At 63.4% G+C, this 16215-nt stretch carries 21 protein-coding genes; 12 read left to right on the top strand and 9 right to left on the bottom strand.

Translation table 11 applies throughout. The annotated features are described in order from the left end of the window. The first annotated feature begins 67 nt into the window (after positions 1 to 67). On the top strand, positions 68 to 370 hold the full coding sequence (locus ASG57_RS18490) for a copper-binding protein (protein ID WP_057196947.1): 303 nt from the start codon (positions 68 to 70) through the stop codon (positions 368 to 370). A 56-nt stretch (positions 371 to 426) separates the two neighbouring features. On the opposite strand, the gene ASG57_RS18485 is transcribed toward ASG57_RS18490, so the two are convergent. Continuing rightward, positions 427 to 984 carry a PQQ-dependent catabolism-associated CXXCW motif protein gene (locus ASG57_RS18485; RefSeq protein WP_057196946.1) on the bottom strand — a complete coding sequence of 186 codons (558 nt, stop codon included), beginning with the start codon at positions 982 to 984 and terminating at the stop codon, positions 427 to 429. After that, entirely contained in the window at positions 981 to 1865 is an 885-nt protein-coding gene (locus tag ASG57_RS18480) for a substrate-binding domain-containing protein (RefSeq protein WP_057196945.1), read from the bottom strand. Before ASG57_RS18480 ends, ASG57_RS18485 begins: the two co-directional genes overlap by 4 nt. A gap of 126 nt (positions 1866 to 1991) precedes the next feature. Between ASG57_RS18480 and ASG57_RS18475 the strand changes: the two genes are divergently transcribed. Together ASG57_RS18475 and ASG57_RS18470 are read left to right on the top strand one after the other, a co-directional pair. Continuing rightward, positions 1992 to 2918 (top strand): quinoprotein relay system zinc metallohydrolase 2, encoded by a 927-nt coding sequence (locus tag ASG57_RS18475; protein WP_057196944.1) that lies wholly within the window; start codon positions 1992 to 1994, stop codon positions 2916 to 2918. Positions 2919 to 2971: 53 nt separating this feature from the next. Next, positions 2972 to 3790, top strand: a complete 819-nt coding sequence (locus ASG57_RS18470) for a quinoprotein dehydrogenase-associated SoxYZ-like carrier (RefSeq protein WP_057196943.1) — start codon at positions 2972 to 2974, stop codon at positions 3788 to 3790. Positions 3791 to 3919: 129 nt separating this feature from the next. On the opposite strand, the gene ASG57_RS18465 is transcribed toward ASG57_RS18470, so the two are convergent. Then, entirely contained in the window at positions 3920 to 4279 is a 360-nt protein-coding gene (locus ASG57_RS18465) for a hypothetical protein (protein ID WP_057196942.1), read from the bottom strand. A gap of 87 nt (positions 4280 to 4366) precedes the next feature. On the opposite strand from ASG57_RS18465, the gene ASG57_RS18460 reads away from it, so the two are divergent. From ASG57_RS18460 to ASG57_RS18445, 4 genes are read left to right on the top strand one after another with little or no spacing between them, the layout of a single operon-like run. Next, positions 4367 to 5347, top strand: a complete 981-nt coding sequence (locus ASG57_RS18460) for an ABC transporter substrate-binding protein (RefSeq protein ID WP_057196941.1) — start codon at positions 4367 to 4369, stop codon at positions 5345 to 5347. A 1-nt stretch (position 5348) separates the two neighbouring features. Continuing rightward, positions 5349 to 6086: an ABC transporter permease gene (locus ASG57_RS18455; protein WP_024342549.1), complete on the top strand. Its 738-nt coding sequence runs from the start codon at positions 5349 to 5351 to the stop codon at positions 6084 to 6086. Continuing rightward, a complete protein-coding gene (locus ASG57_RS18450) occupies positions 6076 to 6786 on the top strand; it encodes an ABC transporter ATP-binding protein (protein WP_024342550.1) in 711 nt (236 codons plus the stop codon). The genes ASG57_RS18455 and ASG57_RS18450 overlap by 11 nt, the downstream gene beginning before the upstream one ends. A gap of 49 nt (positions 6787 to 6835) precedes the next feature. Next, complete coding sequence (locus ASG57_RS18445) at positions 6836 to 7189, top strand: hypothetical protein (protein ID WP_024342551.1); 354 nt, start codon at positions 6836 to 6838, stop codon at positions 7187 to 7189. 10 nt (positions 7190 to 7199) lie between these two features. On the opposite strand, the gene ASG57_RS18440 is transcribed toward ASG57_RS18445, so the two are convergent. The 5 genes from ASG57_RS18440 to lanM form a co-directional block, all read right to left on the bottom strand. Continuing rightward, on the bottom strand, positions 7200 to 7409 hold the full coding sequence (locus ASG57_RS18440) for a hypothetical protein (protein ID WP_024342552.1): 210 nt from the start codon (positions 7407 to 7409) through the stop codon (positions 7200 to 7202). Between the two features lie 137 nt (positions 7410 to 7546). Then, positions 7547 to 8416 (bottom strand): DUF6662 family protein, encoded by an 870-nt coding sequence (locus ASG57_RS18435; RefSeq protein ID WP_024342553.1) that lies wholly within the window; start codon positions 8414 to 8416, stop codon positions 7547 to 7549. 229 nt (positions 8417 to 8645) lie between these two features. Then, positions 8646 to 8726 carry a pyrroloquinoline quinone precursor peptide PqqA gene (pqqA, locus tag ASG57_RS18430; RefSeq protein ID WP_008562446.1) on the bottom strand — a complete coding sequence of 27 codons (81 nt, stop codon included), beginning with the start codon at positions 8724 to 8726 and terminating at the stop codon, positions 8646 to 8648. 221 nt (positions 8727 to 8947) lie between these two features. Beyond that, positions 8948 to 9280, bottom strand: coding sequence for a hypothetical protein (locus ASG57_RS18425; RefSeq protein ID WP_057196940.1), 333 nt, complete (start codon positions 9278 to 9280; stop codon positions 8948 to 8950). Positions 9281 to 9403: 123 nt separating this feature from the next. Then, the gene (gene lanM, locus ASG57_RS18420; RefSeq protein WP_024342555.1) at positions 9404 to 9796 is read right to left on the bottom strand and encodes a lanmodulin LanM; all 393 of its coding nucleotides are present in this window, start codon (positions 9794 to 9796) and stop codon (positions 9404 to 9406) included. Positions 9797 to 10122: 326 nt separating this feature from the next. On the opposite strand from lanM, the gene ASG57_RS18415 reads away from it, so the two are divergent. From ASG57_RS18415 to ASG57_RS18395, 5 genes are all read left to right on the top strand, one after another. Then, positions 10123 to 11787 carry a methanol/ethanol family PQQ-dependent dehydrogenase gene (locus ASG57_RS18415; RefSeq protein ID WP_057196939.1) on the top strand — a complete coding sequence of 555 codons (1665 nt, stop codon included), beginning with the start codon at positions 10123 to 10125 and terminating at the stop codon, positions 11785 to 11787. An 11-nt stretch (positions 11788 to 11798) separates the two neighbouring features. Further along, a complete protein-coding gene (locus tag ASG57_RS18410) occupies positions 11799 to 12152 on the top strand; it encodes a c-type cytochrome (protein ID WP_024342557.1) in 354 nt (117 codons plus the stop codon). Further along, positions 12149 to 13078: a substrate-binding periplasmic protein gene (locus ASG57_RS18405; RefSeq protein ID WP_057196938.1), complete on the top strand. Its 930-nt coding sequence runs from the start codon at positions 12149 to 12151 to the stop codon at positions 13076 to 13078. The genes ASG57_RS18410 and ASG57_RS18405 overlap by 4 nt, the downstream gene beginning before the upstream one ends. 187 nt (positions 13079 to 13265) lie before the next feature. Then, a complete protein-coding gene (locus ASG57_RS18400; RefSeq protein WP_024342559.1) occupies positions 13266 to 14267 on the top strand; it encodes a Bug family tripartite tricarboxylate transporter substrate binding protein in 1002 nt (333 codons plus the stop codon). 251 nt (positions 14268 to 14518) lie between these two features. Then, entirely contained in the window at positions 14519 to 14734 is a 216-nt protein-coding gene (locus ASG57_RS18395; protein WP_230646695.1) for a hypothetical protein, read from the top strand. 34 nt (positions 14735 to 14768) lie between these two features. On the opposite strand, the gene ASG57_RS18390 is transcribed toward ASG57_RS18395, so the two are convergent. Continuing rightward, the gene (locus ASG57_RS18390) at positions 14769 to 15737 is read right to left on the bottom strand and encodes a helix-turn-helix domain-containing protein (protein WP_024342560.1); all 969 of its coding nucleotides are present in this window, start codon (positions 15735 to 15737) and stop codon (positions 14769 to 14771) included. Between the last annotated feature and the right edge of the window lie 478 nt (positions 15738 to 16215).

Raw genomic sequence — 16215 nt, 5'->3', positions numbered from 1 at the left:
ATCTGCCGGAACCAAATTGATCCGGGATGGCTTGTCGAAGTGAACTCCAGGACGCCGGGAGGCCTCGATGGGAACCACGAAATTCATCTTCGCGGGCGCTGCGGCCCTCAGCATGCTCGCATCCAGCGCTTTTGCTGAAGACATGACCGGCATGATCATGCGGATCGATCGGCTCAATGGCACGATTTCGATCCAGCAGACGCAGAAGGGCACCGTCGGTGCCGGTGCGGGCAGCGCTGGGGCGCTGCAGGAGTACAAGGCGAAGGACGCTGCGATGCTGGAGGCGGTCCATGCCGGCGACCGCGTGAGCTATACCGCCACCGAGACGAACGGCACGGGCACGCTGACGAAGCTGCAGAAGCAGAAGTAGGCTTTGCTTTCCCCTGGAACGTTGCGTCACGACCGGGCGTCCGGCCTTGACGATCGCTACTGATCGGGGCGCGGTTCCGGCTGCGCCTCCTCTGTCGGAAGCATCGCGCGCTCCCAGCCATCGGTGCCGTCGGGGTACCAGGCAACATTGGAATAGCCGTAAGCGAGTGCGCGCTTTGCAGCATTCCAGGACATCCAGCAGTCGGCCATGCAATAGATCACCAGCAGTGCGGCCTTGTCCCCGCGCGAGGCACGAGCGAGCCCGCGCTGGAGATAATCGTCCATGGCTGGCGGCAGCGCGCCGTAGCCGGTGTCGGGCAGCCAAATGCTGCCCGGAATGTTCTTGCGCGGCGCATCGCGCCACACGGTGCCTTTGGGCAGGTTCTTCGGCTTCGGCGGGCGCGGCATCACATCGATGAAAGTGCCCCTCCTTGCGCGCCAGATCGCCTCGGCTTCCGCCGTCGTCAGCACGCGTGCACCGGCGAGCGTCGCCGGTACCGGGGCGCGATAATTGTCGGCACGATATCCCTCCGGCTCGAAGGGCTCCGGCTGCTGCCCGAATGCCTGCCCTGCGAGAGCGGTAGCGAGCAGCGCGACGGCGAGATGCTGCCTCATGGTGTCTTCTTGAGCGGCTCCGCACCGAGCGGCCGGTTGCTCTCGTCGAGCAGCGGGACGCCGAAATCGAGCAGGATCTTGTTGATCTCGCCCTGGTTGTCCTGGATGAGCTTGTTCAGCTGCCGTTTCCAGTTCTGGTCTGCGGGACGCACGCCCATGCCGATGCGATAGACCAGCTTCGGCCCGGTGGTTTCCTTCACCAGTGGCGTGACATGGAGCGAGGAGCCGGCCATCTTCGCGTAGTAGCCTGCCATCGGGCCCCACAGCACGCCAGCGTCGATCTTGCCGGCGGCAAGATCATCAATCATCGCTTTCGCCGAATTGTCGAAGCGCGTGTCGATCATCAACTGATAGGGCTTTGCACTACCCATCAAGCCCGCCAGCGCCATGTTGGTTGCGGGCGGTGTGCCGGCGACGATGCCGATACGCTTGCCCTTCAGCTTCGGATCCTCGAGTACATCGACGTTCTCAAGCCCGCTGCCCGCCTTCGCGACCAGCGCATAGGCTGTGCGGTAGTAGGGATTGGTGCCCTGCACGAGGTCGTCGCCTTGCGGAAAGCCCATGATGACGTCGCAGCGATGCGCACCCAGCGTCATGCGCACGAAGCCCGTCGCCTGCGGGAAGAAGACGTAGTCGAGCTTCTTCTGCAGCTTCTCCGCAAGAAACTCCGCGAGCTTGTTCTCGAAACCCTCCCCCTTCTCGTTGGAGAACGGCAGATTGCGCGGGTCGGCGCAGACGCGCAGCACCTTGGGATCCACGAGCTCGAACGAGAGATCGCCCGTGTCACTGGTCTGCGCGATAGCGCCATCGCCAAGGGCGCAGGACGCGATCACGATCCAAAGTGAAAACAACCAGCGACGATGTCGTCCAGCTCGCGTCATCGCGCTTCCTCCTCATTGTCGTTGAATGTTATCCATGCGACGCTTGACGCGCCATCGTTGCTCAACTTGGCGTTGGCTTCCTTGTTGCAGCGCAGCGCGACAGGCTCCCTGAACTGAGGCAAAAAAGTGTCTCGCATCGCTTCTATGATCGCAGCCTTGTTCCTACTGGGGACAGCGACGCTAGCACGCGCCGGGGCAGCCGAATTGCCTGTGAGCGAAGTCGCGCCGGGAATCTTTGTACACTCCGGGATCATCGCCCTGATGAGCCGCGAGAACGAGGGTGACATCGCCAATGTCGGCTTCATCGTGGGCGAGGAGGCCGTGGCCGTGATCGACACCGGCGGCAGCCTTCGTGAAGGCGAAGCGCTTCTGGCCGCCGTGCGTGCGAAGACGCCCAAGCCGATCCGCTACGTCGTCAACACTCACGGCCATCCCGATCATGTCTTCGGCAACGCGGCTTTCGCGGCCGGAAGCACCACTTTCGTCGGCCATCACAAGCTGCCGCAGGCGCTCGCGACGCGCGGGCCTTTCTATCTCGAAAATTTCCGTCGCATCATGGGCAGCGAGTTGATCGATCCCGTAAAGATCATCACGCCGACCTTGCTCGTCAGCAACACGATGACGCTCGATCTGGGGTCGCGCCGACTGTCTCTGCGCGCCTGGCCGACAGGGCACAGCGACGCCGATCTGACCGTGTTCGACGAGACGACGAGAACATTGTTTGCGGGCGACCTCGTCTTTCTCCGGCACGTTCCGGTGATGGATGGCAGCATCCGCGGCTGGCTCGACGCATTGAAGAGCCTAGAGGCGATCCCGGCGCTAAGGGTTGTTCCCGGTCACGGTCCCGTGAGCGGCTGGCCCGCGGCGCTGCGCGATGAAGGACGCTATCTGTCAACGCTGCTGTCCGATGTCCGCAGGTTGAACAAGAATGGCGAACCGATCCGCGCCGCCGCAGACAAGGCGGCCGCTTCGGAACGGCCGCATTGGCTGCTGTTCGACGATTACAACGCCCGCAACGCAACCGCAGCATTCTCGGAAATTGAATGGGAATAGCGGACGCGCTAGGCTGTACCCAACGATTGTTTCGTCCGCGCGGGATCACGACCATGACGGGATGCACACGCCGCCTGACTCTTATCGCCGTTATGCTCGGCATCTCCTTCGCTGCGCCGGTGCGGGCCGAGGAGGCCCCCGATCCCTGGCCGGGCCTCGTGCAGGACATCTTCAGCAATCGTCCAATGAACGACGGCAGCGCCGTCATCGGCATCGAGATGCCGTATCGCGCCGAGGATGCAGCCATCGTGCCGGTGACCCTGCGCAGCAAGCTGTCGCCTGGCGATGCACGGCGTATCCGTTCGATCACGCTCGTCATCGACCGCAATCCCGCGCCGATGGCGGCGAAGTTCGAGCTCGGGCCCGACGCCAATGTCAGCGAGATCTCGACACGCGTGCGCGTCAACAACTACACCGATGTGCACGCGGTCGCCGAGCTCAGCGATGGTCAGCTCTACGTGTCCAAGACGTACGTGAAGGCATCGGGCGGCTGCTCGGCACCGGCAGTCAAGAACGTCGAGGAAGCCCGCAACCGGCTTGGCCAGATGCGCTATAGGCAGTTCGCACGCGAGGATGCGCCGGCGAGCCGCGTGCGCGAGGCGCAGATCATGATCGGCCATCCCAACAATTCCGGACTGCAGATGGATCAGGTCACGCAACTCTACATTCCGGCGTTCTTCATCAACCAGTTGAAGCTGACGCAGGGCGACAGTCCCGTGCTGTCGATGGAAGGCGGGATCTCGATCTCGGAAGATCCCAATCTGCGTTTCACGTACGTCTCCAATGGCGCCAAGCGCTTTCGCGCGGAGGCGAAGGATACGGGCGGGCACGTGTTCCGTAACGAGTGGGATATCGACAAGCCGGGGACGTGAGTCTCTCTTATTGTCCTTATCGTCATTCCGGGCGCGCAAAGCGCGAACCATGGTGCGCGGTTGCGCACCTGAGAATCTCGAAATTCCGGTTTCGGCCTCTGCCGGCAGCCCCGGGATGACGGCGTCAAATCAAAAACACCTCACCTCGGCTTCCGCCTGCGCACGCCTCAGGTCATTCACGGCCGAGTTCGCCTGCTCCGAGGTACGGAACTGGACGCCGAGATTGCCGCGCACTTGCGACATGCTGAGCGCAGTCTCCGCCATGACGTAGCGCTCATAGGGGACGATCGAGGCCACCACGTCGATCGAGCAGGAACATTGCTCGATCGCAGCTCGTGTCTCGCCGTTGGCCTTCATGCAGCCATAGACGTACTCGGCGCGCGCCGAGGTGGGATAATCATTGGCCTCGCTGGCCCGTGCCATGGACGCGCTCGCGGCCAGCACTATCAATGCGGCGACAATCGGTCGTAGCTGTCCCGCCAGATTCATGCGCATCCTCCCGCTGGTTGCGAGCAAGGCTATGCTATGCGTATTGTCCTGAAAAGCACTCTGTCAGAGGAAACGGCTCACAAGGTGATGAGAGCTTCTGGTCGAACATTCGCGCTCGCGGTGACGCTGGCGTTGACGCTAGCCGCGCCCGGCCGCGCCGCCGACGCCATCCGCCTTGCAGTGCAGAAGACCGGAACATTCTCCTGGGAGCTGGCCGCGATCCGCGCGGCCGGCCTGGACAAGGAGGCCGATCTGTCGCTCGAGGTCACCGAGCTCGCGAGCACCGAGGCCGGCAAGATCGCGATGCGCGCGGGCAGCGCCGACATCATCCTGTCGGATTGGCTGTGGGTGTCGCGCGAGCGCGCGCTCGGCGCCAAGCTCACCTTCTATCCCTATTCCAGCGCGCTCGGCGCGGTGATGGTGCCGCCCAACTCGCCCATCAAGACGCTCGCGGACCTGAAGGGGCGCAAGCTCGCCGTGGCCGGCGGAGCGATCGACAAGAGCTGGCTGCTGCTCCAGGCACGCATGAAGCAGGATGGCGTCGATCTGAAATCCGCGGCGACCATCGTCTATGGCGCCCCGCCCCTGATCGCGGCCAAGGCGCTCGACGGCGAGATGGACGCGAGCCTCAATTTCTGGAATTTCTGCGCGCAGCTCGAGGCAAAGGGATTTCACCGCCTTGCCGGCATCGAGGACATCCTGCCGAAGCTCGGCGCCGAGGGTGCCGTCTCCGCGGTCGGCTATGTCTTCGACGAAGGCTGGGCGGCCAAGCATCGCGAGGCGGTGGCGCGCTTCATCGCGATGACCCGCAAGGCCAAGGAGCTGCTGGCGACCTCAGATGCCGCCTGGGACAAGGTCGCGCCGCTCACCGGCACCACAGATCCGACCCTGCTCAAGGCCTATCGCGACCGCTATCGCGACGGCATCCCGCGCCGGAGCATTGCCGACGAGGAAAAGGACGCACGCGTGCTCTACCGCGTGCTCGCCGAGATCGGCGGCCGCGATCTCGTCGGACCGGCGGCCGAGCTCGATCCCGGCACGTTCTATCACGCAGTCCCCGGAGACTGAGGTGCTGCGTCTTCTCTCGTTCGCCCTGCTCCTGGGGACGTGGTGGACCGCCGCGCTGTTCGTCGGCGGTGCAAAGCTGCCCGCCCCGCCGGCCGTACTTCACGTCATGATCGCGGAAGCCTCCTCCGGCGCCCTCTTCCTGCATCTCGGCGCGACGCTGGCGCGCGTCGCGCTCGCCTTCACATTGGCGATGTCGATCGGCAGCGCCATCGGCTACCTGATGGGCCGGGTGAAGCTCGCCGACCGGCTCGGCGATCCCTGGTTGATTCTCCTGCTCAACCTGCCCGCGCTGGTCGTGATCGTGCTCGCCTATATATGGGCCGGGCTCACCGAAGCCGCCGCGATCGCGGCGATCGCCATCAACAAGCTGCCGACCGCCATCGTCACCTTGCGCGAGGGGGCGCGTGCACTCGATCGCTCGCTCGACGAGATGGCGCGCGTATTCGCGATGCCGCGCTGGCGCGCGTTCCGCCACGTCGTGCTCCCGCAGCTCGCGCCGTATATCGCCGCCTCCGCCCGTTCCGGATTGTCGCTGGTTTGGAAGATCGTGCTGGTCGCAGAACTGTTGGGACGTCCCAACGGCGTCGGTTTCGAGATCGGCGTCGCCTTCCAGTTGTTCGATACGCCGCGGCTGCTGGCCTATTCGCTGACCTTCGCCGCCGTCGTGCTCGTCATCGAAACCTTGCTGGTACAGCCGTTCGAAACCCGCGCAAACCGGTGGCGGCCCCGTGCGGCTTGAGGTCGACATCAAAGGCAAGACCTTCAGGAGTGCCGCGGGCGGGATCCAGGAGGTGCTGGCGCCGGTGAAGTTCGCGCTTCAATCGGGCGAGGTCGGCGTCCTGATCGGCCCGTCCGGTTGCGGCAAGAGCACCATGCTGCGCATCATCCTGGGATTGGACCCCGAGTTTTCAGGCGGCGTCGCGCGGCCGCCGCAGGCGCGGATCGGCATGGTGTTCCAGGAGCCGCGGCTGTTACCGTGGCGCTCGGTCGAGCAGAATGTGCGGCTGGCTGCCCCTGGCGTGGCCGACGCGAAGCTCGCCGAGCTGTTCAGGATCCTGGAGCTGGAGGCGCATCGCGATCACTTCCCCGGCGAGTTGTCGCTCGGCCTCGCCCGGCGCGTGGCGCTGGCCCGCGCCTTCGCGGTGGAGCCCGATCTGCTCGTGCTGGACGAGCCTCTCGCCTCGCTCGACGACGCCCTCGCCAGCCGTTTGCGCGACGAGATCGCAACGCTGGTGGCGAGCCGCCCCGTAATGACGCTGCTCGTCACGCACAGTCTCGACGATGCGATCAGGCTTGGCGACCGTCTGTTCTTTTTGTCGCCGCGCCCCGCGCGCATCATGCGGGAGGTGCCGATCACCATTCCACGCGCGGAGCGCAGCGAAGCCGATCTCGGCAGGATCAAGGGCGAGCTTGCGAGGCTACAGCTTGAATCGAAATGAAAACTCGTGGTCAACTGGATGCAACGAGATTCATCGAGGGAGGTTCATCATGCGTCGTAGGCTGATCGCGATCGGCATCCTCGTGGTCGCGATGCCGGGCGCGGTACTTGCGCAGGCCAAGGGCAAGGGCATCCGGCTCTGGAATCTGACGACGGAGACGATCTCCGGCTTCCAGCTCTCGCCCGCGGGCAAGACCGACTGGGGTCCGAACCAGTGCCTGAACGACAAGGACAAGGAGGTCGACCACGACGAGCGGCTGCGCATTGTGGGCGTCGAGCCGGGCCGCTATGACGCCAAGGTCAGCTATCCCAGCTCACGCCAATGCATCGTCCGCGACATCGAGATCAGGGCAGATGCGGTGTTCTCGATCGCGGACAAGGATCTGAAGGATTGCACCAAATAGAGCGGGTGCCTTACGCCCTGTCGTTTGGGCGCGGATATTCGCAGCGCCAGCGCACCGCCTGCCACTTGGGATGCTCGCCGACCCATTGCGCGATGTAGGGCGGCGCAGCCATTGCGCATTGCCGCGGCGACCCGGAATACTGGAATATCAGATGCTTCTCCTCGCAGGTCGCAGGCGAGAGCACTGCACATACGGTCACCACAAGGTCAATCGGGCTCATGCCGGAGTCCTCTCGGAACGCGCTGGTCAGACTAGCACATGGAGCTACGTCGCGAGGAGGGGAAAGTTTCAATCCGGCATGTGAAATGGGGGCCGACGGTTCCTCTTCCGGGCTGGTGCAGAGGCGAAGATCCGGCCCTAGAAATTGATCCCAAATACCAGTCGTGCCTGATGTCGCTCGAAATTGGCGAGATCGAGATTGGTCCCTGATCCGGCCGGACGCCCCCATGCTTGCATGCTCCAACTCATCGTGAGCCGCGAACGCTCGGAAAGCTGGAAATAGGCTGTGGGGCCGACGAACAGGGCCTGCCCAGAGAACTCACCGAGACCGACGCCCTCATATTGCCGAAAGTAACGCATCTCCCCGCCGAGCAGCACATTCGGCCGCACGCGCACCAGGCCGGCAATCGCCGCGCCGATCGTCGAGCCCCTGTCGGATGCTCCTGCCACCTCGAAGTGGGCCCACTCCGCCTGATAGATCAGGTTGAGCGCAGCGATGGCGAAGTTCGGAATCAGATCGCGGTCAAAGGCCAGTGCGAATTCGGTGCCGTACATCCGCCCCTTCGCGCCGCTTGTCTCCTCGATGCGGCCGCCGTGGAGCTCGGCAGCGATAGTGAGACCGAACGGCGCGCGCTCGCGATTGAGCAGGCGATAACGCAAGTCGAGCGAGGCGCCCTGAAAGTTGAACTGGCGACGGTCATCGAGATCAGGAACGCCGGTGATGTCGTGCAAGCTCGCGGTGCCGCCAACCTCGATGCGAAAGTTCGGCAGCGGCACCACCTCGATCTCGACTTCGTGCTCGAGGGCGCGATAGGTTCCCCCGCCTTTGCCGAGCCGGCCCGTCGTCTGGGTCTGGAATTCGCGCTCGCCGACATTGCCGACATCGCTGCCGATCATGAAGCCGAAAATGTGCTCGGTATCAAAGCCCTCTTCGGCGCTGGTGCGTGCCGGTGTCAGTGCGATCACGCACCCCACCACCGTCCAGAACTTGCAGGCTCTGCCGCCCATCCCCTGCTCCGAAGGCGCGCGCTGCCCAGACGTGGCAGCAGCACTGACCGCGCATCAGCGTAACACGCTGCCGCAGAGCACGGTCGAGATTTTGATGGGAGAGCACTGGAGCTGACGTCGCGCAACCTTGCGTCACTCGCAAAGCACCGAACACAACGAGGTTGGCCGAGATACGACAGTGCCGCGGCTCCGACGGCATTCGCCATCGAGGCCGCGGCAAGCGTCAGTCTTACTTGCGCGAAGCGCAGGCGTACATGTTGATTTCCATGCCGACCGGCACTTCCACAATCTTCGGAGCTTTCCAAGCCATGCGGGTCTCCCCAAGTAATGAGCGCGACATCGCGCGGCGCAAAACCTAGGGCTGGCTCCCCGCCAGTTCAAGCGCAGATTCAGCTGTCGAATGCACCAATGTCGATTCTTCGCGACCGCACTTCCCTCTCGGGCAAAGCCGGTTCACTCTCGGTCAAGCAGATCCGAGCGAAGAGACCTGGCACTTCAAGCGGCGCTCGAATCGACACATGTGCCGCGCGGTCAGCAGTCCTTGCCCGCCGTTTGCGTACTGGACTTGGCACCTTCCGCCCGTTCCGCCGCGGTTGGCTGGCTCTGCATTTGCCGCTGAGCGTCTTCTGACGAGGCAGCCGCACCGCCGCTGGCGCGATTCATCGTGCTGGTGGGCGGATGCTGACCCGCTTCGCCAGACGAACCCTGCGACTGCGCCGAACCTATTGTGACCGGGCCGGAGCCGGCATCCTTGTCGGTCTTGTCAGTGCTGGCGCTGCTCGTGTTGCACGGGCCAGCAATGGCGACCCCCGCGCTCAAGGTCAGGATCGCGCAGGCAGCAAGAATGGAACGCTTCGTGTTCATCTGCTTCTCCTCTTCTCCCGCTGCGCTGCCCCGGCGCCGAGCAGGACATCGCGAAGAGAACAGGGCGAGCCGCCCGATGTTCCGGGCTTGCCGGTCGGAATTAAACTCGCCGGCAAAGCCGGGTCAACGCATGAGCCGCAGAAGCGCGCGGCCGGGCCGCGCGTTCAGCTCCTTTGCATCCAGCGTCCCGTCCTTGTCCGGATTGGCCGCATTGAAGCGCTGCTCCACAACCGATAGATATTCATCGAGCGTCAGGGTCCCGTCGCGATCTGGATCGGCTGCTGCGAGCTCTTTCGCCGACAACCGTCCGCGCAACTCACGCGCATCGAGCGTGCCGTCCCGATCGGGGTCGAGCTTGGTGAACAGCGCGCTGGCAGCCTTTCTCACCTCAGCCATATCGAGCGTGCCATCATTGTCTGTATCGAACATCTTGACCGCGCTGCCGGATGCCGCGTGGGCCGGGCCGGACAGCAATGCAATCGTGAGCGCAAGCGAAAACGGGCGAATCGACGTCATCCAAACCTCCTGAGAACCTCGATCCGAGCAGGATCGGAGACGACATAAGTCCACAAACGAGACCGGGTTCAAGTTGAAAATTGCAACCTGCCCGCGCCACAACTCAGGGAAGGCCGCCGCGCCAAGCGCCCAAACGGGCTTCGTGGCGCGAATTTTCTGCAGCGTCTGCACACAATTGCTAGCACCTTGTAAGGTTTCCGTCAGGTGACCGGCATCTGCCGTTCAAGATCCGGCGTCCCATTTGCGACTTTCGTATTGACGCGTTTTGCATTCGGGCGGAGTGTTGCTCCTGCAGCGTCAAAAGGCGCGCATATTGGGAGGAACGGATGAAACGCTTTGCGATGGCCGCAGGCCTCGTCATGCTTGCGTCAACCTGTGCAAATGCACAAACGACCGAGCAGCTGGTCAAGGGCGCGACCGACACATCGAATGTTCTCAATTATGGAATGGGCTATCATCTGCAGCGTTTTTCGACGCTGAACCAGATCAACAAGGATACGGTCAAGAACCTCGTCCCGATCTGGAATTACAGCTTCAATGACGATCGCAGTGAGGAATCGCAGCCCATTGTCTATCAGGGCGTGATCTACGTGACCACGCACAATGCCACCATGGCAGTCGATGCCAAAACCGGCAAGCAGATCTGGAAGAGCAAAATCGAATATCCGGCCGAGACGCCTCGGATCGTCTGCTGCGGCATCATCAACCGCGGCGTCGCGATCCATGAAGGCAAGCTGTTCCGCACCACGCTCGATGCCCACGTGATTGCGATCGACGCCAAGAACGGCAAGGAGCTGTGGCGGCAGAAGGCGGCCGACATCAAGGAAGGCTATTCGATGACCGTGGCTCCGCTGGTGGCCGAAGGCGTCGTCATCACAGGCGTCTCAGGCGCGGAATTCGGCACGCGTGGCTTCATCGACGGATGGGACCCGGCGACCGGCAAGCATCTCTGGCGCACCCATTCGATTCCTTCGCCGGATGAGCCCGGCGGCGACACCTGGAAAGGCGACACCTGGAAACTCGGCGGCGGCTCGACGTGGATTACGGGCTCGTACGATCCCGAGTTGAAGACGGTCTATTGGGGCACCGGCAATCCCGGCCCGTTCAACGCAGCGGTACGGCCCGGCGACAATCTTTATACCTGCTCCGTCCTCGCGATGGATCCCAAGACAGGCAAGATCAAGTGGCACTACCAGTTCTCGCCGAACAATCCGTTCGACTACGACGCAGTCGCAGAGATGGTCCTCGCCGACATGAACGTCGGGGGCAAGCCGACAAAGGTGCTGATGAACGCCAACCGAAACGGCTTCTTCTACGTGCTTGACCGCACCGACGGCAAGCTGCTTGCGGCCAATCCTTACGTGAAGGTGAACTGGGCGACCGGCGTCGACATGAAGACCGGCCGTCCGATCGAGACGGACGTTGCGAAGGACGCGAGGGAAGGCAAGAAGGTGACGGTCTATCCGTCCATTCTCGGCGGCAAGAATTGGGAGCCGATGTCGTTCAATCCTCAGACCGGCCTCGCCTATGCCAACACGCTCAACTTCGGCGGCAAGTACAAGGCCGAGCCTGTCACCTTCAAGCAGGGTGAATGGTATCTCGGCATGGACCTGACCGATCCCTGGGAGTTCGGGGACGGGCCGCGCGGACACCTCAAGGCCATTGACCCCATGACCGGCAAGTCGAAGTGGGAAGCGCCGAGCGACATTCCGCGCTTCTCGGGCGTGCTGTCGACGGCCGGAGGCGTGGTGTTCTCGGGCGCCCTGACCGGCGAGTTCGAGGCCTTCGATGCCGACACCGGTAAGAAGCTCTGGCAGTTCCAGACCGGGTCCGGCATCGAGGGGCAACCCGTCACCTGGCAGCAGGACGGCGTGCAATACGTTGCCGTGACGAGCGGCTATGGCGGCGTCTACTCGCTGTTCTCGGGCGACGAGCGGCTGGCCAAGGTGCCGCCCGGCGGTTCGCTGTGGGTCTTTGCAGTGAAGCAGTAACCACGGACACGATGCTGAAAGTGATGTCTCACAAGACGGCGGCGGTGATCGCCGCCGTCGCGGTGCTGTCGGTCGCGCTTGCGGCGACCGTTCGCGCCGACGACGCTGCCGCCAATTCCATGCAGGCGCAGATCGATCATGGCAAGTCGACCTATGCCTCGAAATGCTCGCATTGTCATGGCCCCAATCTGATGAACTCCGGCACCATCACGCCGGACCTGCGCGCCATACCCGACGACAAGACGCGTTTCATCACCACGGTGAAGAACGGCAAGAACAACAAGATGCCGCCCTGGGGCGACATCCTCACCGACGACGAGATCGGGAACCTGTGGGCCTTCGTCTCCAGCCGGAGGAAGCCATGAGACGCTGGCTTGTCGCCTGGAGCATCGCCGCGGTCCTAGCAGCGGCGCCGCGTGCCGCATACGCGGCCGAGGATCCGCTGAAGATCTGTCTCGACGAAGACCGGCCGCCGCTGTCGGTGCATCAAAAGGGCAAGCCGGATGCCGGCTTCGACGTGCTGCTGGCGCAAGCCGTCGCCGAGCGCCTGCGCCGGCCGCTGACGATCCTGTGGTTCGAGAGCAAGCTCGATGAGGATGCCAGCCCGCAGCTCGAGGCCAATGCGCTGCTCTCCGACGGGCGCTGCGCATTGGTCGGCGGCTACGCGCTGACGACGGATTCCCTGGTCAAGCCGGGCATGAAGACGGCGCGCCTGCCGGGTTTCGCCGGCGCCACGCGCGAGGACCGGCGACGCCGCGTCGAGCTCGGCGCGCTCGCGCCGAGCCAACCATACGTCTATTCGCCCATGACGGTGGCGCTCGGGCCCAAGGCGAAGGGCCGCAAGATCGGCGGCATCGGCGATCTTGCCGGCCTTCGTCTCGCCATCGAAAGCGGCTCGCTCGGCGATGCCATCCTGATGACCTTCGACAAAGGACGCCTGATCGACAGCATCACCCATCTCGTTCCTGGCCGCGACGACCTCCTCGGCGCGGTGCAGCGCGGTGATTACGATGCGACACTGATCGACCTTGCGCGCTTGGATGCCCATCGCGCCGCCCATCCAGACACGAGCGTGACTGCGTCCGGCTATTACTACCCGATCGGCGCCAATCGCGGCTATGTCGGGCTCGCCAGCGATCCAGCCCTGATCGATGCGGTCAACAAGGCACTGACGGAGCTCGCCGCTGAGGGCAAGATCGCCGAGTTCGGCAAGCAGGCCGGCCTCACCTATCTGCCGCCGCGAGAGCCAGCGATTCTGGGCGACGTCTGGACGAAGATCATTCAGCGGTGATTGCCTGTCATTCCGGGGCGCCGCAGGCGAACCGGAATCCATGCGTCGACCGGGCATGTCGGCCAATGACGCAGCGCGCAGGCCTCGCGAGCTGACCGATGTAACCAATGCGCCAATCTGTCTCGGCTGCAGCCGATGGCAGAGACCGCCTGATACAGTAATTTCGGCGAGAATGTGGGAGAGAATCATGTCGACCAAGCTCGATCGCCGTCACTTCATCGCCGCCGGTACTACTGCACTTGCCATGCCATTCGCTGCGCGCAACGCATGGGCGCAAGGCACGTCGCAAGGCGCTTGGCCGGCGCGGCAGATCCGGATGATTTGCAGCTATCCCGCAGGTGGACAGACCGACCTACTCGCGCGCGCATATGGCGAGTTCATCTCCAAGCAGGTCGGCAAGACCGTCGTCATCGAGAACAAGCCCGGCGCTTCCGGCGCGATCGGCACGGCCGAGGTCGCCCGCGCCGAGCCGGACGGCCATACCATCCTGTGCTCGATCTCGACCACCTACATCATGAACCGGGTGGTGATGAAGAACCCCGGCTACGACATGGACAAGGACCTGACCCTCGTCAGCGTCATTCCGGGCGCCGGCCTGCTGCTGGTGGCAAACCCGAAAACCGGGGTCAAGACACTGGAGGATTTCGTCGCCTTCGCGCGCAAGAGCGGCAAGGTGAACTTCGGCACCTACAGCGCGGGATCGGCCCCGCACATGACAGTCAACGAGCTCAACAAGCAGTACGGCCTCAACATCGAGCCGGTGCACTATCGCGGCGAAGCGCCGATGTGGACGGGAATGCTGGAAGGCACCCTCGATGCCGCGATGGGCAGCTACACGGCCGCACAGTCTGTCCTGCAAAGCGACCGCGGCACCGTGTTCGCCGTGCACTCGAAGAAGGTCGACGCAATCCCGGCCATCAAGACGCTTCCCGAGCAGGGCGCGACGTCAAAATTCTTTACGGTGAGCGGATTCACCGGCTGGGCCGTGCCGAAGGCGACGCCGCAGCCGGTCGTTGATCGCATCGCCGAGCTCTGCGTGGCCGCCAACAACGATCCGAAAGTGAAAGAGGTTCTCTCGACCTTCGTGCTCGAACCCGCAATCGGCTTCAAGGAAACCAATGCGCTGTATCAGCGCGAGCTGCCGATCTGGATCGAGAGCGCAAAGTCGCTCGGCCTCGAGCCGGCCTGACCTTCGCGACATCGCCGGCACGGCGGTTGCTCCCTTTCCGCCCGGGAGTCCGACCAAAGCCCAGTTTCGGAAGCGCGTTTTCCCGCTATGATTGTGCCCTTCTGCGGACGAAGGCCGATGTCACGGATGCCGTCGCCGCTATGATCATCCTGCTCTTTCCCATGAGCTATTTCACGCTTGCGCCGCGGCCTTCCTGCTGGTGAGCTAGATATCCAACCCGTTGCCCAATTGCTGCGCGGAATGTTCAACGCGTGATCGGCATCATCGGGATGGCGCCTCTCCTCCTCGGCATGATCGTGGCCCTGGCGACCTGGGGAGGACGCCGGTTCATGAGACGGGTAGACAACCAGCTCAGCGCGAGAGACGCCGGGGATGCCAATGCCGCACGACGGTTGCGCCGGCTGCACTGGAGCGTGATGCCAGGCTACGCCGTGCTGCTGGTCGCTTTGGTGGCAACGCCGGCGTGAATTTAGCCGCGCGGCGCGAGTTGCCTCAAGACGCCTAATGCCCGCCCGAGTTCGCGGTGCCCTGCTGCGCCTTGTGGATCGAGGACGGCACCACGCCAAAATACTTCCGGAACACCCGGCTGAAATGCGACGAGCTGGAGAAGCCCCACGAGAACGCGACGTCGGTGATGGTCTTGCCGGCGTGGGCCTCGAGCTCCTGGCGACAGTTCTGCAACCGCGCCTGCCAGATGTAGTCACTCACCGTGGTGCCGCGCTCCGAGAACAACATGTGCAGATAGCGCTTGGAGCAGCCGAGCTCGGCCGAGATCTGGTCGATGCACAGATCCGGATCGCGCAAGTGCTCGCGGATGAAGAACTGCGCGCGCACATACATCGCTTCGGGCCCGACACGATCGAACATCGTGTCGGCCTCGCGCAGCGGCAGCAACAACAGGTCGATCAGCGAGTCGGCGACGCCGACCGCGCTGTTCGCCGACAGCTTTGCCGCCTCGTCGAAAGTAGCGTGCACGAAGTCATGGGCGATCCGCCCTGTCCCTGTCTTCGACGACAGCTTGCAGGCGGGCATCCGCTGCGACGGGAATCCGCGGTCGCGCAGCAGTGCCTTCGGCACGATCACCACGTCGTGACGCGTGAAGGCCGGGCTGATGATCGAATGCGGACACGAGACATCGTAGGCGATGATGTCGCCAGGGTTGATTTCGATGTGACGGCCTTCTTGTTCGAAATAAGACACCCCGTAGGTTTGGAAGTGGATCTTGATGTAGGGGTGCTCATTGGCCTTGGCACGCGCCAACGTGTGCGCGATGCGATGCTGGCTCACCTCGATTTGGCAGAGCTTCAGGCGCGAGACGCTCGTGTAGTCGATGCGGCCCTCGAGCGAGGACGCCTCCAGCGGATCGACCTCGAAATGCCCACACAGGCTCGTCAGTCCGTCGATCCAGCTCTGGATCTGCCGCTTCGGCGTCATTCCGGTCGTCGAGAGCGTGTGAATGGTGTCGGACATTAATCCAGCCACTGGTTTGATCCGGAGATTCGATGCGAATCGCGACCAGCGCTGCTGGAGCCCTCAGCCGTGACTGCGTCGACGTTACCTCGAATTTGAGCAATCTTGTGGAACAAGCGCCGCGTTCCATTGCCGCTCTTCAAAGTCAATCCTCCGCCTTAGTTGCAGCGCCGTCAAGGGGAACCTGAGCGTTGAAAGCGGCCCGAAGTCGGGGCGGAAGCAACTGAATTCGCTACTGCAAAATCAAAATCTTTGCCCCCGTGCGCTGTCGAGCAAACCGGCTTCTCTCTTGGGCAAGTTTCCCAATGGTGAAGTGGGTAGGGATGGTAGCAGGAACAACAAGAACGGGCCGCTCCTGCACGTGGACCCGTGGCTCTCATCAGGAGGAGGAAACAGCACAAGCATCGTTTCTGGTCCCAATCGTGACCGCCCTGCACGAGCAGACGCCGGACGGGAAGCCCGGCGATTGAGCAATGCT

Origin of the sequence: Bradyrhizobium sp. Leaf396 (assembly GCF_001424605.1) — a bacterium.
Classification (GTDB): domain Bacteria; phylum Pseudomonadota; class Alphaproteobacteria; order Rhizobiales; family Xanthobacteraceae; genus Bradyrhizobium; species Bradyrhizobium japonicum_C.
This window is presented reverse-complemented; position numbering and strand designations above follow the sequence as displayed.

What these genes read in the sequence shown, in the direction of transcription:
- ASG57_RS18490 (WP_057196947.1), top strand. Translation starts at nt 68, where the DNA reads ATGGGAACCACGAAATTCATCTTCGCGGGCGCTGCGGCCCTCAGCATG.
- ASG57_RS18485 (WP_057196946.1), bottom strand. Translation starts at nt 984, where the DNA reads ATGAGGCAGCATCTCGCCGTCGCGCTGCTCGCTACCGCTCTCGCAGGG.
- ASG57_RS18480 (WP_057196945.1), bottom strand. Translation starts at nt 1,865, where the DNA reads ATGACGCGAGCTGGACGACATCGTCGCTGGTTGTTTTCACTTTGGATC.
- ASG57_RS18470 (WP_057196943.1), top strand. Translation starts at nt 2,972, where the DNA reads ATGACGGGATGCACACGCCGCCTGACTCTTATCGCCGTTATGCTCGGC.
- ASG57_RS18465 (WP_057196942.1), bottom strand. Translation starts at nt 4,279, where the DNA reads ATGAATCTGGCGGGACAGCTACGACCGATTGTCGCCGCATTGATAGTG.
- ASG57_RS18460 (WP_057196941.1), top strand. Translation starts at nt 4,367, where the DNA reads ATGAGAGCTTCTGGTCGAACATTCGCGCTCGCGGTGACGCTGGCGTTG.
- ASG57_RS18445 (WP_024342551.1), top strand. Translation starts at nt 6,836, where the DNA reads ATGCGTCGTAGGCTGATCGCGATCGGCATCCTCGTGGTCGCGATGCCG.
- ASG57_RS18440 (WP_024342552.1), bottom strand. Translation starts at nt 7,409, where the DNA reads ATGAGCCCGATTGACCTTGTGGTGACCGTATGTGCAGTGCTCTCGCCT.
- ASG57_RS18435 (WP_024342553.1), bottom strand. Translation starts at nt 8,416, where the DNA reads ATGGGCGGCAGAGCCTGCAAGTTCTGGACGGTGGTGGGGTGCGTGATC.
- pqqA (WP_008562446.1), bottom strand. Translation starts at nt 8,726, where the DNA reads ATGGCTTGGAAAGCTCCGAAGATTGTGGAAGTGCCGGTCGGCATGGAA.
- ASG57_RS18425 (WP_057196940.1), bottom strand. Translation starts at nt 9,280, where the DNA reads ATGAACACGAAGCGTTCCATTCTTGCTGCCTGCGCGATCCTGACCTTG.
- lanM (WP_024342555.1), bottom strand. Translation starts at nt 9,796, where the DNA reads ATGACGTCGATTCGCCCGTTTTCGCTTGCGCTCACGATTGCATTGCTG.
- ASG57_RS18415 (WP_057196939.1), top strand. Translation starts at nt 10,123, where the DNA reads ATGAAACGCTTTGCGATGGCCGCAGGCCTCGTCATGCTTGCGTCAACC.
- ASG57_RS18410 (WP_024342557.1), top strand. Translation starts at nt 11,799, where the DNA reads ATGCTGAAAGTGATGTCTCACAAGACGGCGGCGGTGATCGCCGCCGTC.
- ASG57_RS18405 (WP_057196938.1), top strand. Translation starts at nt 12,149, where the DNA reads ATGAGACGCTGGCTTGTCGCCTGGAGCATCGCCGCGGTCCTAGCAGCG.
- ASG57_RS18400 (WP_024342559.1), top strand. Translation starts at nt 13,266, where the DNA reads ATGTCGACCAAGCTCGATCGCCGTCACTTCATCGCCGCCGGTACTACT.
- ASG57_RS18390 (WP_024342560.1), bottom strand. Translation starts at nt 15,737, where the DNA reads ATGTCCGACACCATTCACACGCTCTCGACGACCGGAATGACGCCGAAG.